Source organism: Phyllobacterium sp. SYP-B3895, from assembly GCF_009647635.1.
Lineage (GTDB): Bacteria > Pseudomonadota > Alphaproteobacteria > Rhizobiales > Rhizobiaceae > Phyllobacterium > Phyllobacterium pellucidum.
Window position 1 is genome coordinate 666,820 of sequence record NZ_WJIG01000002.1, and the last position, 15,527, is coordinate 682,346.

The 15,527-nt window shown below is 60.7% G+C and carries 20 protein-coding genes; 14 read left to right on the forward strand and 6 right to left on the reverse strand.

Features of this window, described 5'->3' with window-relative positions; genetic code table 11:
• The first annotated feature begins 92 nt into the window (after positions 1–92).
• The 5 genes from GF108_RS09655 (at position 93) to GF108_RS09675 (ending at position 3,275) form a co-directional block, all read left to right on the forward strand.
• Positions 93–524: an NUDIX hydrolase gene (locus GF108_RS09655; RefSeq protein ID WP_153667784.1), complete on the forward strand. Its 432-nt coding sequence runs from the start codon at positions 93–95 to the stop codon at positions 522–524.
• A 95-nt stretch (positions 525–619) separates the two neighbouring features.
• On the forward strand, positions 620–973 hold the full coding sequence (locus GF108_RS09660; protein WP_027229827.1) for a TIGR02301 family protein: 354 nt from the start codon (positions 620–622) through the stop codon (positions 971–973).
• Between the two features lie 102 nt (positions 974–1,075).
• Positions 1,076–1,333, forward strand: coding sequence for a hypothetical protein (locus GF108_RS09665; protein ID WP_027229828.1), 258 nt, complete (start codon positions 1,076–1,078; stop codon positions 1,331–1,333).
• A 17-nt stretch (positions 1,334–1,350) separates the two neighbouring features.
• The gene (locus GF108_RS09670) at positions 1,351–2,145 is read left to right on the forward strand and encodes a hypothetical protein (protein WP_153667786.1); all 795 of its coding nucleotides are present in this window, start codon (positions 1,351–1,353) and stop codon (positions 2,143–2,145) included.
• A 59-nt stretch (positions 2,146–2,204) separates the two neighbouring features.
• Entirely contained in the window at positions 2,205–3,275 is a 1,071-nt protein-coding gene (locus GF108_RS09675) for a D-alanine--D-alanine ligase family protein (RefSeq protein WP_153667787.1), read from the forward strand.
• Positions 3,276–3,500: 225 nt separating this feature from the next.
• Here the strand turns inward: GF108_RS09675 and GF108_RS09680 are convergent, their stop codons facing one another.
• Positions 3,501–3,683 (reverse strand): hypothetical protein, encoded by a 183-nt coding sequence (locus GF108_RS09680; RefSeq protein ID WP_153667788.1) that lies wholly within the window; start codon positions 3,681–3,683, stop codon positions 3,501–3,503.
• Between the two features lie 575 nt (positions 3,684–4,258).
• On the opposite strand from GF108_RS09680, the gene GF108_RS09685 reads away from it, so the two are divergent.
• Positions 4,259–4,717 carry a carboxymuconolactone decarboxylase family protein gene (locus GF108_RS09685; RefSeq protein ID WP_153667789.1) on the forward strand — a complete coding sequence of 153 codons (459 nt, stop codon included), beginning with the start codon at positions 4,259–4,261 and terminating at the stop codon, positions 4,715–4,717.
• A complete protein-coding gene (locus GF108_RS09690) occupies positions 4,701–5,594 on the forward strand; it encodes a sigma-70 family RNA polymerase sigma factor (protein ID WP_370462121.1) in 894 nt (297 codons plus the stop codon). Before GF108_RS09685 ends, GF108_RS09690 begins: the two co-directional genes overlap by 17 nt.
• A 240-nt stretch (positions 5,595–5,834) precedes the next feature.
• On the opposite strand, the gene GF108_RS09695 is transcribed toward GF108_RS09690, so the two are convergent.
• Positions 5,835–7,166 carry a dihydroorotase gene (locus GF108_RS09695; protein WP_153667791.1) on the reverse strand — a complete coding sequence of 444 codons (1,332 nt, stop codon included), beginning with the start codon at positions 7,164–7,166 and terminating at the stop codon, positions 5,835–5,837.
• 76 nt (positions 7,167–7,242) lie between these two features.
• Between GF108_RS09695 and GF108_RS09700 the strand changes: the two genes are divergently transcribed.
• From GF108_RS09700 to GF108_RS09730, 7 genes are read left to right on the forward strand one after another with little or no spacing between them, the layout of a single operon-like run.
• Complete coding sequence (locus GF108_RS09700) at positions 7,243–8,094, forward strand: folate-binding protein YgfZ (RefSeq protein ID WP_153667792.1); 852 nt, start codon at positions 7,243–7,245, stop codon at positions 8,092–8,094.
• A gap of 13 nt (positions 8,095–8,107) precedes the next feature.
• A complete protein-coding gene (locus tag GF108_RS09705) occupies positions 8,108–8,740 on the forward strand; it encodes a YfbR-like 5'-deoxynucleotidase (protein ID WP_246663897.1) in 633 nt (210 codons plus the stop codon).
• Positions 8,741–8,744: 4 nt separating this feature from the next.
• On the forward strand, positions 8,745–9,266 hold the full coding sequence (locus GF108_RS09710; protein ID WP_153667793.1) for a tyrosine phosphatase family protein: 522 nt from the start codon (positions 8,745–8,747) through the stop codon (positions 9,264–9,266).
• Positions 9,263–10,222 (forward strand): NAD regulator, encoded by a 960-nt coding sequence (locus GF108_RS09715; protein WP_153667794.1) that lies wholly within the window; start codon positions 9,263–9,265, stop codon positions 10,220–10,222. The genes GF108_RS09710 and GF108_RS09715 overlap by 4 nt, the downstream gene beginning before the upstream one ends.
• 10 nt (positions 10,223–10,232) lie before the next feature.
• A complete protein-coding gene (locus tag GF108_RS09720) occupies positions 10,233–10,745 on the forward strand; it encodes a cupin domain-containing protein (protein ID WP_153667795.1) in 513 nt (170 codons plus the stop codon).
• Between the two features lie 60 nt (positions 10,746–10,805).
• Entirely contained in the window at positions 10,806–11,084 is a 279-nt protein-coding gene (locus GF108_RS09725) for a type II toxin-antitoxin system RelE/ParE family toxin (RefSeq protein WP_153667796.1), read from the forward strand.
• An 8-nt stretch (positions 11,085–11,092) separates the two neighbouring features.
• A complete protein-coding gene (locus tag GF108_RS09730) occupies positions 11,093–11,395 on the forward strand; it encodes a HigA family addiction module antitoxin (RefSeq protein WP_027229840.1) in 303 nt (100 codons plus the stop codon).
• Here GF108_RS09730 and panB read toward each other — a convergent pair whose 3' ends face one another.
• From panB to GF108_RS09750, 4 genes are read right to left on the reverse strand one after another with little or no spacing between them, the layout of a single operon-like run.
• Entirely contained in the window at positions 11,396–12,211 is an 816-nt protein-coding gene (gene panB / locus GF108_RS09735; RefSeq protein ID WP_153667797.1) for a 3-methyl-2-oxobutanoate hydroxymethyltransferase, read from the reverse strand.
• A gap of 22 nt (positions 12,212–12,233) precedes the next feature.
• Positions 12,234–13,079, reverse strand: a complete 846-nt coding sequence (panC, locus tag GF108_RS09740; protein WP_153667798.1) for a pantoate--beta-alanine ligase — start codon at positions 13,077–13,079, stop codon at positions 12,234–12,236.
• Positions 13,076–13,954 (reverse strand): carboxylating nicotinate-nucleotide diphosphorylase, encoded by an 879-nt coding sequence (nadC, locus tag GF108_RS09745; RefSeq protein ID WP_172982606.1) that lies wholly within the window; start codon positions 13,952–13,954, stop codon positions 13,076–13,078. Before nadC ends, panC begins: the two co-directional genes overlap by 4 nt.
• Positions 13,954–15,513 carry an L-aspartate oxidase gene (locus GF108_RS09750; protein WP_153667799.1) on the reverse strand — a complete coding sequence of 520 codons (1,560 nt, stop codon included), beginning with the start codon at positions 15,511–15,513 and terminating at the stop codon, positions 13,954–13,956. Before GF108_RS09750 ends, nadC begins: the two co-directional genes overlap by 1 nt.
• Positions 15,514–15,527: the final 14 nt, after the last annotated feature.

Here is a 15,527-nt window from a genome sequence, read left to right on the forward strand (position 1 = left end):
CGAGCCCTTAGTGACCGCGGCGATCTTCCCGATTTGCGGTCGTCCGTCAAGGCGACCTTGTCAAATGCGTTGATGCCGCTTACCCCTGAGATATGGATCAAATTTCCCTCTCCGCAACCGTCGATGGCGTTTCCGCGGTCTGTATCCGCGACAAGGCATTCCTGCTTGTCGAGCGCGGCCGCGAGCCCTCGAAAGGCTGGCTCGCCTTTCCCGGTGGAAGGCGTGAGGACGGCGAGACGCCGCAGGAAGCTGCAATCCGCGAGCTCTTCGAAGAGACCGGCATCATCGCGCACGAGGTCACTTATCTGACCACCTATACCTTCGATTATTCGACACCCGAGTTTCCGTCGCCCAAGGCATTCCGTCTCGCTGTGTTCTTCGCGCACGACGCAATGGGAGACGCCGTCGCCGCCGACGACGCCGCGGCCGTGCATTGGCTGCGCGCCGACGAAATGGGCGCATTTGACGTGACCGAAAGCGTACTCGAGGTCGTGCACTTCCTGGCGCGTTCCTTCGAAAGTTGAGGGTATCGCCGATCAACGCCTTGAAGGCGCCTTGCTTTCGGGCAACATGTCGCAAAGGGCGAACAGGCTTGGGGAATTTCGTGCGGCGAGCAGCATTGATCACAGCGTTTCTTGCGACACTCGCCAGCGCTGTCCCGGCATATGCCGTCGATCCGCTCTACGAGGCCAAGCTGCTGCGCCTCGCCGAGGTAATGGGATCGATCCATTCGCTGCGCAATCTGTGTGGCGAGAAGAGCAGCCAGTGGCGCGATCGCATGGATACGCTGCTTCTGGCGGAAAACCCCGACCCGGCAAGGCGGGCGCGTCTCATCGCCAGCTTCAACCGCGGCTACCGCACTTTCAACGAGACTTACTCCACCTGCACCAGCCAGGCGATTGCGGCGATTGACCGCTACCAGGCTGAAGGAATGAGGCTTTCATCCGAGATCGTATCGGGCTATGGAAATTAACTGTGCTTTAACTGTTGAAGCCAATGGGCCGCATTTTAAACAAAACATATGATAGAGTTTAGCGGTAGTTTAAGAATTGGCTTCGGCCAAGGACGGTATGACATGAACATGACATCGACGGACCTCGATAGGTTGGTTGCAGAAGAAAAAAAACTGGTTGCGATCGAATATCAGAATGAAGTCTGGGCAGATGGCACGCTCGAGGGTATCGAACCTGAAATTATGGCCGAGGCAGCATTCGCAACCGCGCTGATCGAACTGATCCGCGACAATGGCGAAGCCTCCGCTCTTGCGTTGCTTGAAGTGTTGCGTGAACGTATTTCCGCAGGTGAATTTTCAACGAATCGCGTTCTCCAGTAACGCCCGGGTGATCCAGCATGCTTGAGAAGCACTTTTCCGCGCCCGCGATTGCCCGCGCAATTGTCATCGTGGCCGCGTCATGTGCGTTCAGCCTTCCTGCTGCGGCCGCCAGCGGGAAACCGGTCCAGCTTGCCTTGAGCGAACTGAAGAAGGAAGAGCTTCCCAAGCCTGCAGAGCCTGCCAAGCCCGACGCAACGCAGAAGCCGGCAGGCGAGACGCCGCCAGCTGCGACCGACCAACCGGCGGCTCCGAGCGACGGCGATGCGGATTCGCCCGCCGCCAATGACGGCGCCGTCGTCCCCGACAGCAGCATCGCCATGCCGAACGCCAAGGAAGGCGCGGCGGCCGCGCAGGTCGAATACGATCTCAGCAAGCTGCCGTTTCCGGTGCGCAAGATGCACGAACTCATCCTGACGGCCGCCAAGTCCGGCAATATCGAGGCGCTGCGTCCTTTGATCGGCTCCGGCGACGACGTCACCATGCTCTCGCTCACCGAGATCGAGGGCGATCCCCTCGCCTATCTGAAGTCGTTGGCGGGCGATCCCGAAGGCATGGAGATTCTTGCAATCCTCGTCGATGTGCTTGAATCCGGTTACGTCCACCTCGATGCCGGCACGCCCGATGAGCTTTATGTGTGGCCCTACTTCTTCGCCTATCCGCTCGACAAGCTCGACGCCAAGCAGAAGGTCGAACTCTTTCAGATCGTCACCGCCGGCGATTATGACGAGATGAAGCAATTCGGGACTTACGTCTTCTACCGCCTTGGCATCACGCCGAAGGGGCGCTGGCGCTTCTTCGTCACCGGCGACTGAGCCGGCGCCAGGCGCTCCATTTTGAATCCCCATCGCCGATCTTTCGTGAGAACCCCACCATGTCCAGAACGCGCGTCGCAATTCTCTTTGGTGGCAGATCTTCCGAGCACGATGTCTCCGTCATGTCCGCGAGAAATGTCTTCGAGGCGATTGACCCGGATGTGTACGAAACAGTTCTCATTGCGGTGACCCGGCAGGGCGAGTGGCTGCTCATCGACGGCGGCTTTCCGCAATCCGTACCGGGCGATGGTACGAAAATGACCTTGCTTCCGGGTGGCCAGGGCCGCGCACTTGCTCTTCCCATATCCGGCCCGGCCTATGAGATTACGCCTATAGACGTGCTGCTGCCGGTTTTTCACGGACCCTTTGGCGAAGACGGCTCCGTGCAGGGCCTGGCGGAAGTCGCCAACATTCCCTACGTCGGAAGCGGCATCTTCGGATCCGCCGCCGCCATGGACAAGCATCAGGCGAAGTGCCTGCTGGCCCATGACGGCCTGCCCGTTGCGTCTGGCATCATGGTAAAGCGCGCCTCGGACATTGATCTCGACACCGTTGCGCGCACCCTTTCGTGGCCCGTCTTCGTCAAGCCGGCACGACAGGGTTCATCGGTCGGCGTCAGCAAGGCAAGGACAGCCGAGGAACTGCATATGGCGGTTGAATCGGCATTGCAGTTCGACGATCATGTCCTCATCGAAGAGTTCATTGAAGGCCGGGAGATCGAACTCGGCGTGCTCGAAGCGGCAGACGGCACCGTGATTGTTTCTGTGCCCGGTGAAATCGCTCCGTCCAACACGCACGACTTCTATACCTACGAAGCAAAATACCTCGATGCGGATGGAGCGGACCTTACCGTGCCTGCCCGCATCGGCCCCGACGAGACCCAGGCTCTACGGGATATGGCAGAACAAGCTTTTCACGCGCTTGGATGCGAGGGCATGGCGCGCATTGATTTCTTCCTGCGCGCCGATGGCAGCGCCGTGATCAACGAAGTCAATACGATACCGGGATTCACCAATATCAGCATGTATCCCAAGGTACTTGGCGCGACCGGAATACCCTATTCGGAACTGATCCACCGGTTGATCCAGCACGGATTGAAGCGCGCCGCACGCCGATCCTCGGGGGCTTGACCCGAGGACCCACCCGCGCCGCCGGGTGCAAAGTACAATGACCTGATCGCCGGCGACCCCCGTGGTTTCTGCCGGAGGGCGCGGCATCGCGCTGGATGCAGCCAACATCGAAAAGCTGTTCAGCGATACTGCCAAGGTGCGGCGGGTTTGTACCTATTCTCCGCAAATTTGCGGAGAATAGGCCCTGTAATCTCCGCGTCGCCCGCCACACACCCGCCCGGTGGTTTATTCTCGCTCGGAGTTCGCCGCTTCCCACTCTAAGACCTTCTTGCGCGCGAGTTCGGGCAATTTAGCCTTGGCTTGGGCAAGCAAGTCATAAACCTTTTGCTTGTCCCGCGGGCGCGGCATCCAGTCGTCAAGAATGGCGAAGTCTGCCAACCGGCCGAGCAGGCTTTCGGCAAGCACCATGTCGGCTATCGCTCGCGCATGGTTGGCGGCAAAAGCTGGCGTGCTCTCGTGTTGTATCCTCTGTTCATCGAGCAGTGCCGTACAGTCGTAAATGCCAGCGTTGCCGAGATAGGCGTTGGTGTTGGTTTCACATCCCTCGCTACGATGTCAAAGCACCCCGTGATGACGCGATCTCGGCAAAATATGTGAACGAAATGCCAGTCCCCTGTCCCGTCTTCGGAAATCAGGTTGAGCGCAGGCAGGCCGCTCAAATAGCGAGTGGTCGATGTTGCAGGTATAGTTGCACGCATTTCATTACTCCGTCGGCGCTTGGAACCTAGACAGCTCGGAGTTGGTCTGCAACGCCATCCGCACGCGTGCCGTCCCCACTCCTGCACGCTCATGCCTGATCGCGAGATAAGAGCCGATCCCGATTTCCCATTGATGGCACGCGAAAGCGCCGTGCGGGCGATGCCGAGGCGATCTCCGCCAAACAAACGCGGCCTGTCCCAAAATAATCTTTCAGCGATGTCACATTAGAAAATGCTGTCTCGTCTTGTTTTCAGGCAACGCAATGCCGCACAAGGAGATCTATGATGAAACCGAGACTGAACCCCTACAACCACGATGCAATCAAGCCCATGATCGAGATGGAGAAGGGCGCCGTTTCCAGCGGGCTCGAGATGAGCCTTATCGAACTCGTCAAGATGCGTGCCTCGCAGATCAATGGCTGTGCCTTCTGCCTCGACATGCACTCCAAGGATGCGCGCAAGCGCGGCGAGACCGAACAGCGCCTCTATCTGCTCGACGCCTGGCGCGAGTCGCCGCTTTACAGCGAGCGCGAACGCGCTGCCCTCGCCTGGACCGAAGCATTGACGCTGATTGCCAAGACGCACGCACCGGATAATGTCTATGAGGAATTGAAGACGCAGTTCAGCGAAGAGGAGATCGTCAAACTGAGCATGCTCATTGTTACCATCAACGGTTGGAACCGGCTCGCCATCGGATTCCGGTCGCTGCATCCGGTGTCGAAAGATAGTGCCGCAGCAGCCTGACGCCACGTCGAGTATATTCAATCGCCTCAGACCGCGATTGATCCGCATTGCCTACCGCATGCTCGGATCGGTCGCGGAGGCGGAGGATATTGTCCAGGAGGGTTTCATTCGCTGGCACCAGGCCGATCGCTCGGAGGTACGCAGCGAGGAAGCCTTCCTGGTTCGCATCGTCACGAGGCTCTGCCTCGACCACCTCAAATCCGCACGCGTTCGACGGGAGACCTATGTGGGAAGCTGGCTGCCTGAACCGATATTTGATCCCAGCGAAGATGAGACGGATGCCGATATCACGCTGACGCTGATGATGGCGCTGGAGCGGCTGTCGCCGCTGGAACGGGCGGCTTTCCTGCTGCACGATGTTTTCGGCCAGGATTTCAATGAGGTGGCGCAGGCGATAGGTCGCGATCCGGCAAGCTGCCGCCAGCTGGCGAGCCGGGCTCGCACCCATGTTCAGCAAGCAAAGCCGCGCTTTCCCGTTTCCGACGAACAAGGCAGGAATATTGCGCAGGCCTTCTACAATGCGTCGCGCAGCGGCGACATGCAGGCACTGCAGGCGCTTCTTGCCGATGACGTTGTCATGTATGCCGATGGCGGCGGCAACCGCACATCCACGATCAATCCAATCTATTCGCGGGCAAAGGTCGGACGCTTCTTCGACGGCATCGGGCGGACCGCCGGCTATCGGTTCTCGCCGCTATTGTATGAGGGCCTGGTCGACGGCCTTCCCGGCTTTGTGACCACCGAATTCGATGGCCTGCCGCAAACGACAGCGCTCGAAATCGAGGACGGCAAGATCAAGGCGATCTATATTGTCCGCAATCCGGAGAAACTGCGCCACCTGCAGTTTGCGCAGGCAATTCCAGGCGGGAGTGCTTGAAGGCTGGACGAGGCGGTGCGTATTTGCGCCTCCCTCGCCGTCATCCCCGGGTGCTCGTCCCGAGGACCCACCTGCGCAGTGGTACAGAATGGATCCTCGGGTCGGGCCCGAGGATGACGGAAAAGAGCGGAGCCTTAGCACACCAGGTGACAGAGGCCCGTGACAACGGAGGCGAGCGCCCTACGATGGAGAGGCGGACGCCAAGAATAATCATGAATGCGGATGCAGCGCCAGCGGGCCTTACCGAGGCAGCGCCTCACCGAAAAGCACAGGTTCGCCTGTGGATGGCGTGACGATCTCGCCCTCCCACATCACCTTTTGGCCGCGAACGATTGTTCCGACCGGCCAGCCGGTGACGATCTTGCCGTCATAGGGCGTCCAGCCCGCCTTGGAGCCGACGTTCGCATTGGTGATCGTCTCGCGCCGCTTCATGTCGACGATCGTCAGGTCCGCGTCATACCCGACGGCGATGCGGCCCTTGCGCGCCATGCCGAACAACCGGTTCGGACCGTGCGAGGTCAAGTCGACGAAGCGCTCGATCGACATGCGCCCCTCGTTCACATGGTCGAGCATGATAGGTACGAGTGTCTGAACGCCCGTCATGCCCGACGGGGACGCCGGATATGGCTTCGACTTTTCCTCAAGCGTGTGCGGCGCATGGTCGGAGCCGAGAACGTCCACGATACCCTGCGTGATGCCTGACCAGACGCCATCGCGGTGCCGGGTATCGCGGACCGGCGGATTCATCTGCAGCAGCGTGCCGAGCGTCGCATACTGGCTTGCCTCGAGCGTCAGATGGTGCGGCGTCGCCTCGCAGCTTGCCACATCCTTGTGATCCTTGAGGAATTCGATTTCCTCGGCCGTCGATATATGCAGGACATGGATGCGCGCCCGGGTTTCCCTGGCAATGCGCACCAAGCGTTCGGTGCATTTGAGCGCTGCGATTTCGTCACGCCAAACGGGATGGGATGCGGGATCGCCGGCAATGCGCAGGCCCTCGCGTTCCCTGAGCCGAAACTCGTCCTCCGAATGGAAGGCGGCGCGGCGGCGCGTGTTCCTGAGGATCGATCGGACGCCTTCGTCATCTTCGACCAAAAGGTCGCCGGTGGACGAGCCCATGAAAACCTTGATGCCTGCAGCGCCGGGAAGACGCTCCAGTTCGGCCACCTGATCGGCATTATCGCGCGTGCCCCCCACCCAGAAGGCGAAGTCGCAATGCATGCGATGGCGGCCGCGCCTGATCTTGTCTTCAAGCGTTTCGGCCGACGTCGTCAGGGGCTTGGTGTTCGGCATTTCGAAGACGGCGGTGACGCCGCCAAGCACAGCGGAGCGCGAACCGCTTTCCAGATCCTCCTTGTGCTCAAGGCCTGGTTCGCGGAAGTGCACCTGGCTGTCGACGACGCCGGGCAGGATGTGCAGCCCCGTCGCATCGACGAGCTCGCCCGCCGAGGCGTGGCCGAGATTACCGATCGCGGCGATACGGCCATTGCTGACGCCGATATCCCGCAGGCCGACCCCATCCTGATTGACGACAAAACCGCTGCGGTAAATCGTGTCGAACGTCTGCACCATTTGCTTTCCCATCCAGCCTTGCGAACCTGCCTAGAGCGAATTAGGTAACAGGGACGATAAAGGCAAGGACAATGCTATGCCATCGGCAAGTTTAAGTGGACGCGCGCTCCTAGACGTCAAGGGCGACGACGCCGAAGATTTTCTCCAGAACATTATCACGACCGATCTCGATACGCTCGGCAAAGGTGAATTGAAGCCGGGCGCCCTGCTGACGCCGCAGGGAAAAATCCTGTTCGAATTCCTTGTTTCGCGCAACGGGGCCGGGCTGCGCCTTGATCTCAATGATTCATCGATAGACGAGCTCGTGAAGCGCCTCACGCTCTACCGGCTTCGCGCCAAGGTTCAATTTGCCGTGGATAAAGAGGCGCTTGTCACGGTTTCCTGGAATGAAGATTCAAGTGCCTCGGAAACTGATTCAATACTGACCGACCGGCGGTTTCCCGAAAGCCTGAGCGTCAGGCGCCGTTACGGCGCACCCGCCGATGCAGGCTCGGGCATTGAAGCCTGGAATGCGCTTCGCATCGCGTACGGCGTTGCCGAAGCACCGGACGACTATACGCTGGGCGAGGCATTTCCCCACGACGTCAACTTCGACCAGACGGGAGGCGTTTCGTTCAAGAAGGGCTGTTTCGTCGGCCAGGAGGTCGTATCAAGGATGCAGCACCGCGGCACGGCGCGCCGGCGGATATTGGTCGCAGCGGGCGCCGCTGACCTGCCGGCGCAGGGAACGCCCTTAACTGCGGGCGGCCGCGACATCGGTACCCTCGGCACCGTCGTTGCGAAAGACGGCCTCGTCCTTGTCCGCATCGACCGGGTCAAGGATGCGATGGACAGCGGCATGCCCATTATGGCAGGAGATGTCGCGGTTCGCCTTGCCATTCCCCCCGAACACCGCTTTACATTTCCGGTGACGACGCAGGAAGCGTGATCGGGAATTGTTGATGCCGGCGAAGCCGCAGACGGACAAGCGAATGGAACTCAGGGCCTGGCAGCGCATGCTGTCCGGCCGCAGGCTCGACCTGCTCGATCCATCGCCGCTCGACATCGAGATCGTCGACATCGCACAAGGGCTCGCCCGTGTCGCGCGCTGGAACGGGCAGACCGTGGGCGACCACGCCTTTTCCGTTGCGCAACATTCGCTGCTCGTCGAAGAGATATTCGGCAGGATCGTCCCCGAGGCAACAACCGAACAGCGGCTGATCGCGCTGCTGCACGATGCGCCCGAATATGTGATCGGCGACATGATTTCGCCGTTCAAGGCGGTGGTCGGCGGCGATTACAAAAGCGTGGAACTGCGCCTGCAGCACGCCATTCATGTCCGCTTCGCGCTTGCTCCTGTCATCCACCAGAACCTGCGCCTGCTGATCAAGCGCGCCGATGCGGTGGCCGCCTATTTCGAAGCGACCCGACTTGCCGGATTCGCCGAAAAGGAAGCCGTGCAATTCTTCGGCCGCCCGCGCGGTATCAGCCCGCATGGCATCGACGTGACCGCGCTGCCGACACAGGATGTTCAAGACGCTTTTTTACAACGTTTTGCCGAACTTGACGGGCGACGTTCACAAGACCAAGGGTAGCTCCATGCCGCACATCGTCGTTTCTCCCCTATCCCGCATCGCCGAATCCGCAATCCGCTTCGGCGCTCGCGACATGATCACGCTCATCAACACCGGCACGCCGGTGATACGGCCCGCCGAAATCGCCGAGGCACGCCACCTTTTCCTGGGCTTCAACGACATCATCGAGCCAGCCGAAGGTATGACCTTGCCGGCGGTCGACCATATCCACCAGCTTCTGATCTTCGGCCGGCGCTGGGACCGGCAGGCGCCGCTGCTCATCCATTGCTATGCCGGCATATCGCGCTCGACCGCGGCCGCCTATATCACGGCGCTCGCCCTCAATCCGGAACTCGACGAAGTGGACGTCGCGCAGACGTTGCGCCGCAACGCGCCATCGGCCACGCCCAACAGCCGTCTCGTAGCCCTTGCCGACGACATGCTCGGGCGAAGGGGCCGCATGGTCGATGCAGTCAAGGCGATCGGGCGAGGCGAAGAGGCGTTCGAGGGTACGCCGTTCATCCTGCCCCTGAGCATTCCCGTATGACGGGTACACCCAACGCGGTCGAGATCAATTTGAGCGCAGCCATCGCGGCTGTGGCCAACAACGACCCGTTGATCCTAACCACAGCTTCCAGTGACGACATCGAACGCGACGAGCTGCCATTCGGTCCGTTCAATCCGCTGGAGCACCGCACCTTTGAGGCGGGCCTGCGCGAATGGGTCGCCGAGCAGACCCCCTTGCGGCTTGGTTATGTCGAACAACTCTATACGTTCGGTGATCGTGGGCGGCACAAGACTGCGGAAGATCGCGATCTTCACATCGTCTCGGTAGGTTACCTTGCCCTCACCCGCATTACCGACGACAACAAGGAGTCCCTGCGCAAATCAGGCGCGCGCTGGCGCAGCTGGTATTCGTTTCTTCCCTGGGAGGATTGGCGCGGCGGCAAGCCCGCATTGATCGACGAGACGGTTCGTCCTGCCCTGCGCAGCTGGGCGGAAAGGGGCGGTGTTCCTGCGCGTCTCAGCCGCTTGCGGCTCGCGTTCGGGGAGGATGGCATAGCGTGGGACGAGGAGCGCGTGCTCGAGCGGTACGAATTGCTATATGAGGCCGGCCTTATCGAGGAAGCCGTGCGCGACGGGAGGACCGACGGTACGGCTCTGTCGCGCCAGCTCGGCGTGTCGATGAGCTTCGATCATAGGCGCATCCTTGCAACCGCGATCGCGCGGCTGCGCGCCAAGCTGAAATACCGGCCGGTCGTCTTTGAGCTCATGCCGTCCACCTTCACGTTGACCGCCCTGCAAGAGACGGTGGAGGCGATTTCCGGCCGCCATCTGCACAAGCAGAACTTTCGCCGCCTGGTAGAGACCACGGAACTGGTGGAGCCCACAGGCGCCGAGCAATCGCAACCGCGCGGACGGCCCGCAGCTCTCTATCGTTTCCGGCATAATGTGCTCGAAGAGCGCAGCGTCGCGGGCCTCAGGGTCGGCGGACGGACCTAGGGAGGAACCCATGAGCACGAAACCTGTATCGATTAATGCCGACGGCATTTCCGAGCCCTTTGCGGCAGAAGATGTTCCGTGGGAGGAATGGTCGGAAGGCAGCCGCTACGGAACGCGCTTCCGCTACCTTTCCGGTCACGGCGGCGCAACCCATGTAGGCGTGGCGCTCGAAGAGCTGGCGCCCGGGATGGAGTCGAGCCTCAACCATTACCATATGCTCGAAGAGGAGCAGGCGTTCGTGCTTGCGGGCGAGATGACACTGCGGCTTGGCGACAAGACCTATCGCATGAAGAGCGGCGACCATATCTGCTTTCCAGCCGGCCAGAAGGCAGGACATTCCTTCTTCAACCACAGCGATGCGCCCTGCCGCTTCATCATCATCGGCGAGAAGAACCCGAACGACGTGATCTTTTACCCAGAGACGGGACGCGTCGGCGTGCGCCTCATGGGTGAAGGCTACGACCGCTCGGCCAAAATGGACTATTGGCAAGGCGCCGATACGCAGGGAAAGCCACAGAAATAGATTGGATTTCCGACTATCGTCGAATTGACTGGCCTTGTGGAATGTAAGCAGATCGCTTACATGATCAGGACGTTCAAGAGTAAGGCGGCGCTGGCGACCCTGTGGCGAACAGGCAAGTCAACGATAGAACCCCGGATGCACAAGCGCATTCTTGTGCGGCTCGATACTCTGGATAAAGCAGCGATGGCAGAGGAACTGAATTTACCAGGCTACAACTTCCACGCATTGCGCGGGTTCAATCCCAAGCGCTACACCATTCATGTGAATGGACCGTGGTGCATCACCTTTGAATTTAAGGATGGCGATGCGCAAGCCGTCGATTTCGAGCAGTATCACTAGGAAAGACGATGCATAAAGCCATCCGCGACCCCAACAGATGTCCGTCCCATCCGGGTGCCGCACTGAATGATATCATTCCTGCGACCGGCAAGAACAAGACAGAGATCGCAAAGCTTCTTGGGATTTCGCGGCAGCACCTCTATGACATTATCGGTGAGCGTAAGCCAGTTTCCCCCGAGGTCGCCGCACGACTTGGCAAAGGCTTCGGCAATGGCGCGGAGATTTGGCTGCGCATGCAGGCAAGCTACGATGCCTGGCACGCTGAGCGCGAAGTCGACGTCAGCAACATTCCGATCATCCGCGCCGCTTAGCTACTTCAACGGGTACACATTCTCATCGCCGGGGAATGTCCGCGAGCGGACATCGTCCGCATAGGATTTGACTGCCGCGTCGATGGCATTTCCGACTGCGCCATAGACCTTCACGAAACGTGGCGGCTTCGGATTATATCCGAGCATGTCCTCAAGAACGAGGATCTGGCCGTCGCACTCCCGTGACCCCCCGATGCCGATAGTGGGAATGCTGCTTTCGCGCGAAATTTCCGCCGCGAGCGGTTCAACGATCCCTTCAAGCACAACCGCGAACGCTCCCGCCGAGGCGACGGCTTGTGCATCCGCCTTGATGAGGGGCCACAACGCCGTGTCCCGGCCTTGCGTCTTGAAGCCGCCAAGCGTGTTGATCGATTGCGGGGTCAGGCCGACATGCGCCATGACCGGGATGCCGCGCTCGGTAAGAAAACGGATCGTATCGGCCATGCGCACGCCGCCCTCGAGCTTGACCGCGCCGCAGCCGGTCTCCGCCGTGATCCGCGCGGCATTGCGAAATGCGACCGCCGGACTCTCCTCGTAGGAGCCGAATGGCATGTCGACAACGACGAGCCCGCGCTTCGACCCGCGCACCACTGCGCGGCCATGGGCAATCATCAGATCGAGCGGAACGCCAAGCGTTGAATCCATGGCATAGAGCACCATGCCGAGACTATCGCCGACGAGGAGAATGTCGGCATGATTATCGACGATCCGCGCGGTGTTGGCGTGATAGGCTGTCAGCGCGACAATGGGCTCGCCGCCCTTGCGGCCGAGGATTTCCGGAGCGGTGATCCGGCGCGTTAAGATTTCCTGGCTCATAAGGGTCTCCTCCCCTGCTACGTCAGCCGATGACACGCTGGTCGATCAGGCGGACCTTGCCGAAGCGCACGATGAGCAGAATGACCACCGGCTGCCGGAACTTGCCTGAAACGGGATCGAGCGTCTTGGCGTCGCGGATATCGACGGACTCGATCGTACCGCGTTTTTCCGCTTCAAGTATGCCGCGCACCGCATTGCGGATGGCGGGAACCGAGCGCTGGCCCTGCGCAACCATTTCCTCCGCCTTGGCCAGCGACCTTGACAGAATGACCGCGGCCTTGCGATCCGTTGCCGTAAGCATGGCATTGCGCGACGAGCAAGCCAATCCATCCGCTTCGCGGACCGTCGGGACACCTATAATATCGATCGGCATGTTCAGATCATCCACCATGCGGCGAATGATCGTTAGCTGCTGATAGTCCTTCTCGCCGAAGAACGCCTGGTCCGGCTGGACGATATTGAAGAGCTTGGTGACGACGGTGGTCACGCCGCGGAAATGGCCGGGGCGGATCTTGCCGATGAGGATGCGTGAAAGCACCAGATTGTCGACGATCGTGTGCGCGCCAGGCCGATATATTTCCGCGACTTCCGGCGTAAAGACATAATCGACGCCTTCGGCCTTCAGCTTGGCAAGGTCGCCGTCCATATCGCGCGGATAGGTCGACAGGTCTTCGTTGGGGCCGAATTGCGTCGGGTTGACGAATATGGAAACGACCGTGACGTCGGTCGCACTCTTGGCACGTCGGACCAATTCCATATGACCGATATGCAGATAGCCCATGGTCGGGACGAGGCCGATCGCCTTGCCCTTCTGGCGTTCAGCCCTGAGCGTCGCGCGCAGCTCCGCAACCGTAGCGATGACTTTCATGCGATTTCAATGTCCAGTCCGATATCGAGCGTTGGCGCAGCCATAGTGATTTTTGATGTCGAAATATAGTCCACGCCTGTTTGCGCAACAGCTTTAATCGTATCGAAGCTTATCCCGCCGGACGCTTCGAGGACCGCGCGGCCCGAATTGATTCCAACCGCCTTTTCAAGGAGTTCCGGGCCCATATTATCAAGCAGAATCACATCGGCCCCGGCTGCCAGCGCCTCTTCGAATTGCTCCAGACCATCGACTTCGACCTCGATTTTGACAAGGTGACCGGCATAGGCGCGGGCGGCCTCGATCGCCCTCGTCACCCCGCCTGCCACGGCGACATGATTGTCCTTGATGAGAATTGCATCATCCAGCCCGAACCGGTGATTGGCGCCGCCGCCGCACTTCACGGCATATTTGGCAAAGGCGCGCATGCCGGGTATGGTTTTGCGGGTATCGCAGACGCGAGCGCCGGTATCCTTGATAAGATCGACGAATTTGGCGGTATAGGTCGCGATTCCGCTGAGGTGCATCAGGTAGTTGAGGGCGACGCGCTCGGACGAAAGAACGGCCCGCGCATTGCCCGAGACCCGCGCAATATCCTGGCCGGGCGAAATGGTCTCGCCATCTTTGGCGAACGCCTCGAACTCGAGCCTCGGATCTATCAGCGCAAACGCCGTCCGTGCGAAGCCCATGCCGCACAGGGTGCCAGCCTCGCGGCTTGAGAGAACGGCGGTCGCCGTGGCTTCCTCGGAAAGCGTGGCGTTGGTCGTTATATCACCGGCACGCCCGAGGTCCTCGCGCAAGGCGCCGCGTACGGCCTCCTCGATCATGAGCTGAGGAAGCGATGGCGGAAACGCAGAACCAGCGGGCCGGTGTGCCATCACGCGACCTCACGTATGTCTTCGACCGAGCCGTCGGCATCTGCCAAAGTCAGGAAGGTGCGATGCTGCCATTCCGGACGCGCTTCGGGAAAATCGGTGCGGAAGTGGCCGCCACGGCTCTCCTCGCGGCGCAAGGCACTGACCGCGACCAGTTTGGCCGTTGCAAGCACATTCCGGAATGCCGTGTCGCGATTGGCTGTCTCAAGTTCGAGGATTGTCTTCAGACCCTCCAGCATGTCCGTCCGGTTGCGAATGACGCCGAAGCTCGCACTCATCGTGTTGCGCAAACGCGTCATTGCCGGCGTATCCGCCTCCGCGGTGAGGTCGTCCCGATCGACCGAACCCTTCGACCAGTCGCCGGCGAAAGCCTCGCCATCATTGCCGATTCTCGCAGCAATTCTTGCTGAAAATACAACAGCTTCGAGCAAGGAGTTGGATGCAAGGCGGTTTGCCCCATGGGCGCCGGTGGAGGTGCACTCGCCGCAGGCCCACAGGCCATCGATCGAGGTGCGGCCATCAGCATCAGTCAGGATGCCGCCCATGAAGTAATGCGCGGCGGGCACAACCGGGATCGGCTGGACGACCGGGTCGATCCCGGCATCGCGGCAATATTTGTAGACCGTTGGAAACTCTTCGGCAAATGAGGCGCCGACAGCCTCGGTGCAATCGAGCCAGGCACCCCGCCCGCTCATAACTTCGGCATAGATGCCGCGCGCGACCACGTCGCGCGGCGCAAGCTCGGCATCGGCATCGATCTTCAGCATGAAGCGTTCGCCGGCGTCGTTGATCAATGTCGCACCATGGCCACGGAGAGCTTCCGTTGCGAGCGGCGCCGGGTCCTTGTCGACGTTGATCGCCGTCGGGTGAAACTGAACGAATTCCATATCCGCCATCATCGCGCCGGCGCGAGCGGCCATGCCTATGCCCTCGCCCCGTGCCTCGGGCGGATTGGTCGTGACCGCATAAAGATGACCGATGCCGCCGGTCGCAATGACCACGTTGGAAGAGGCGAGCCGCACCCGGGGTCCGCGACCGGCCTCGCTGCGGGCGATCACGCCTTCTACCGAACCTTGCGCGGTAACGATGTCCTCGACAACGTAACCTTCCATCACCCGGATCGAAGGTGTCGTTTCGACCGTCTTGACCAGCGCCTGCATGATGGCGCGGCCGGCCATGTCGCCGCGCACGCGCACGATGCGGCTTTCCGAATGGGCCGCCTCACGCGATACCTGGAGCCTGCCTTCGAGGTCGCGGTCGAAAGGAACGCCATAGCCAAGAAGATCGTGCACCCGCGCCGTGGCCTCGCTTGCCATCAGCCGGGCGATGGTCTCGTCAACGATGCCATCGCCTGCGGCGACAGTATCGGAAACATGCTTCTCAATGGTGTCACCTTCGGAGACAGCCGCGGCGATACCGGCCTGCGCCCACGCGGACGAGGCTCCGCGCCCGATAGGAGCGGCGGCGAGCACCGTCACAGGCCGCGGGGCAAGTTTCAGGGCGCAGAACAGCCCTGCAAGACCGCCACCGATGATAATTACGGGTTCCGTTTGATTGGACATCGGGCCAGCCTCCG

Excerpts from the sequence above, each read along its gene's own strand:
- GF108_RS09665 (WP_027229828.1), top strand. The coding sequence starts at position 1,076 with ATGAACATGACATCGACGGACCTCGATAGGTTGGTTGCAGAAGAAAAA.
- GF108_RS09680 (WP_153667788.1), bottom strand. The coding sequence starts at position 3,683 with ATGGTGCTTGCCGAAAGCCTGCTCGGCCGGTTGGCAGACTTCGCCATT.
- GF108_RS09715 (WP_153667794.1), top strand. The coding sequence starts at position 9,263 with ATGACGGGTACACCCAACGCGGTCGAGATCAATTTGAGCGCAGCCATC.
- GF108_RS09730 (WP_027229840.1), top strand. The coding sequence starts at position 11,093 with ATGCATAAAGCCATCCGCGACCCCAACAGATGTCCGTCCCATCCGGGT.
- panC (WP_153667798.1), bottom strand. The coding sequence starts at position 13,079 with ATGAAAGTCATCGCTACGGTTGCGGAGCTGCGCGCGACGCTCAGGGCT.
- GF108_RS09685 (WP_153667789.1), top strand. The coding sequence starts at position 4,259 with ATGAAACCGAGACTGAACCCCTACAACCACGATGCAATCAAGCCCATG.
- GF108_RS09700 (WP_153667792.1), top strand. The coding sequence starts at position 7,243 with ATGCCATCGGCAAGTTTAAGTGGACGCGCGCTCCTAGACGTCAAGGGC.
- GF108_RS09710 (WP_153667793.1), top strand. The coding sequence starts at position 8,745 with ATGCCGCACATCGTCGTTTCTCCCCTATCCCGCATCGCCGAATCCGCA.
- GF108_RS09670 (WP_153667786.1), top strand. The coding sequence starts at position 1,351 with ATGCTTGAGAAGCACTTTTCCGCGCCCGCGATTGCCCGCGCAATTGTC.
- GF108_RS09725 (WP_153667796.1), top strand. The coding sequence starts at position 10,806 with ATGATCAGGACGTTCAAGAGTAAGGCGGCGCTGGCGACCCTGTGGCGA.
- GF108_RS09720 (WP_153667795.1), top strand. The coding sequence starts at position 10,233 with ATGAGCACGAAACCTGTATCGATTAATGCCGACGGCATTTCCGAGCCC.
- GF108_RS09695 (WP_153667791.1), bottom strand. The coding sequence starts at position 7,166 with ATGGTGCAGACGTTCGACACGATTTACCGCAGCGGTTTTGTCGTCAAT.
- panB (WP_153667797.1), bottom strand. The coding sequence starts at position 12,211 with ATGAGCCAGGAAATCTTAACGCGCCGGATCACCGCTCCGGAAATCCTC.
- nadC (WP_172982606.1), bottom strand. The coding sequence starts at position 13,954 with ATGGCACACCGGCCCGCTGGTTCTGCGTTTCCGCCATCGCTTCCTCAG.
- GF108_RS09675 (WP_153667787.1), top strand. The coding sequence starts at position 2,205 with ATGTCCAGAACGCGCGTCGCAATTCTCTTTGGTGGCAGATCTTCCGAG.
- GF108_RS09655 (WP_153667784.1), top strand. The coding sequence starts at position 93 with ATGGATCAAATTTCCCTCTCCGCAACCGTCGATGGCGTTTCCGCGGTC.
- GF108_RS09705 (WP_246663897.1), top strand. The coding sequence starts at position 8,108 with ATGCCGGCGAAGCCGCAGACGGACAAGCGAATGGAACTCAGGGCCTGG.
- GF108_RS09750 (WP_153667799.1), bottom strand. The coding sequence starts at position 15,513 with ATGTCCAATCAAACGGAACCCGTAATTATCATCGGTGGCGGTCTTGCA.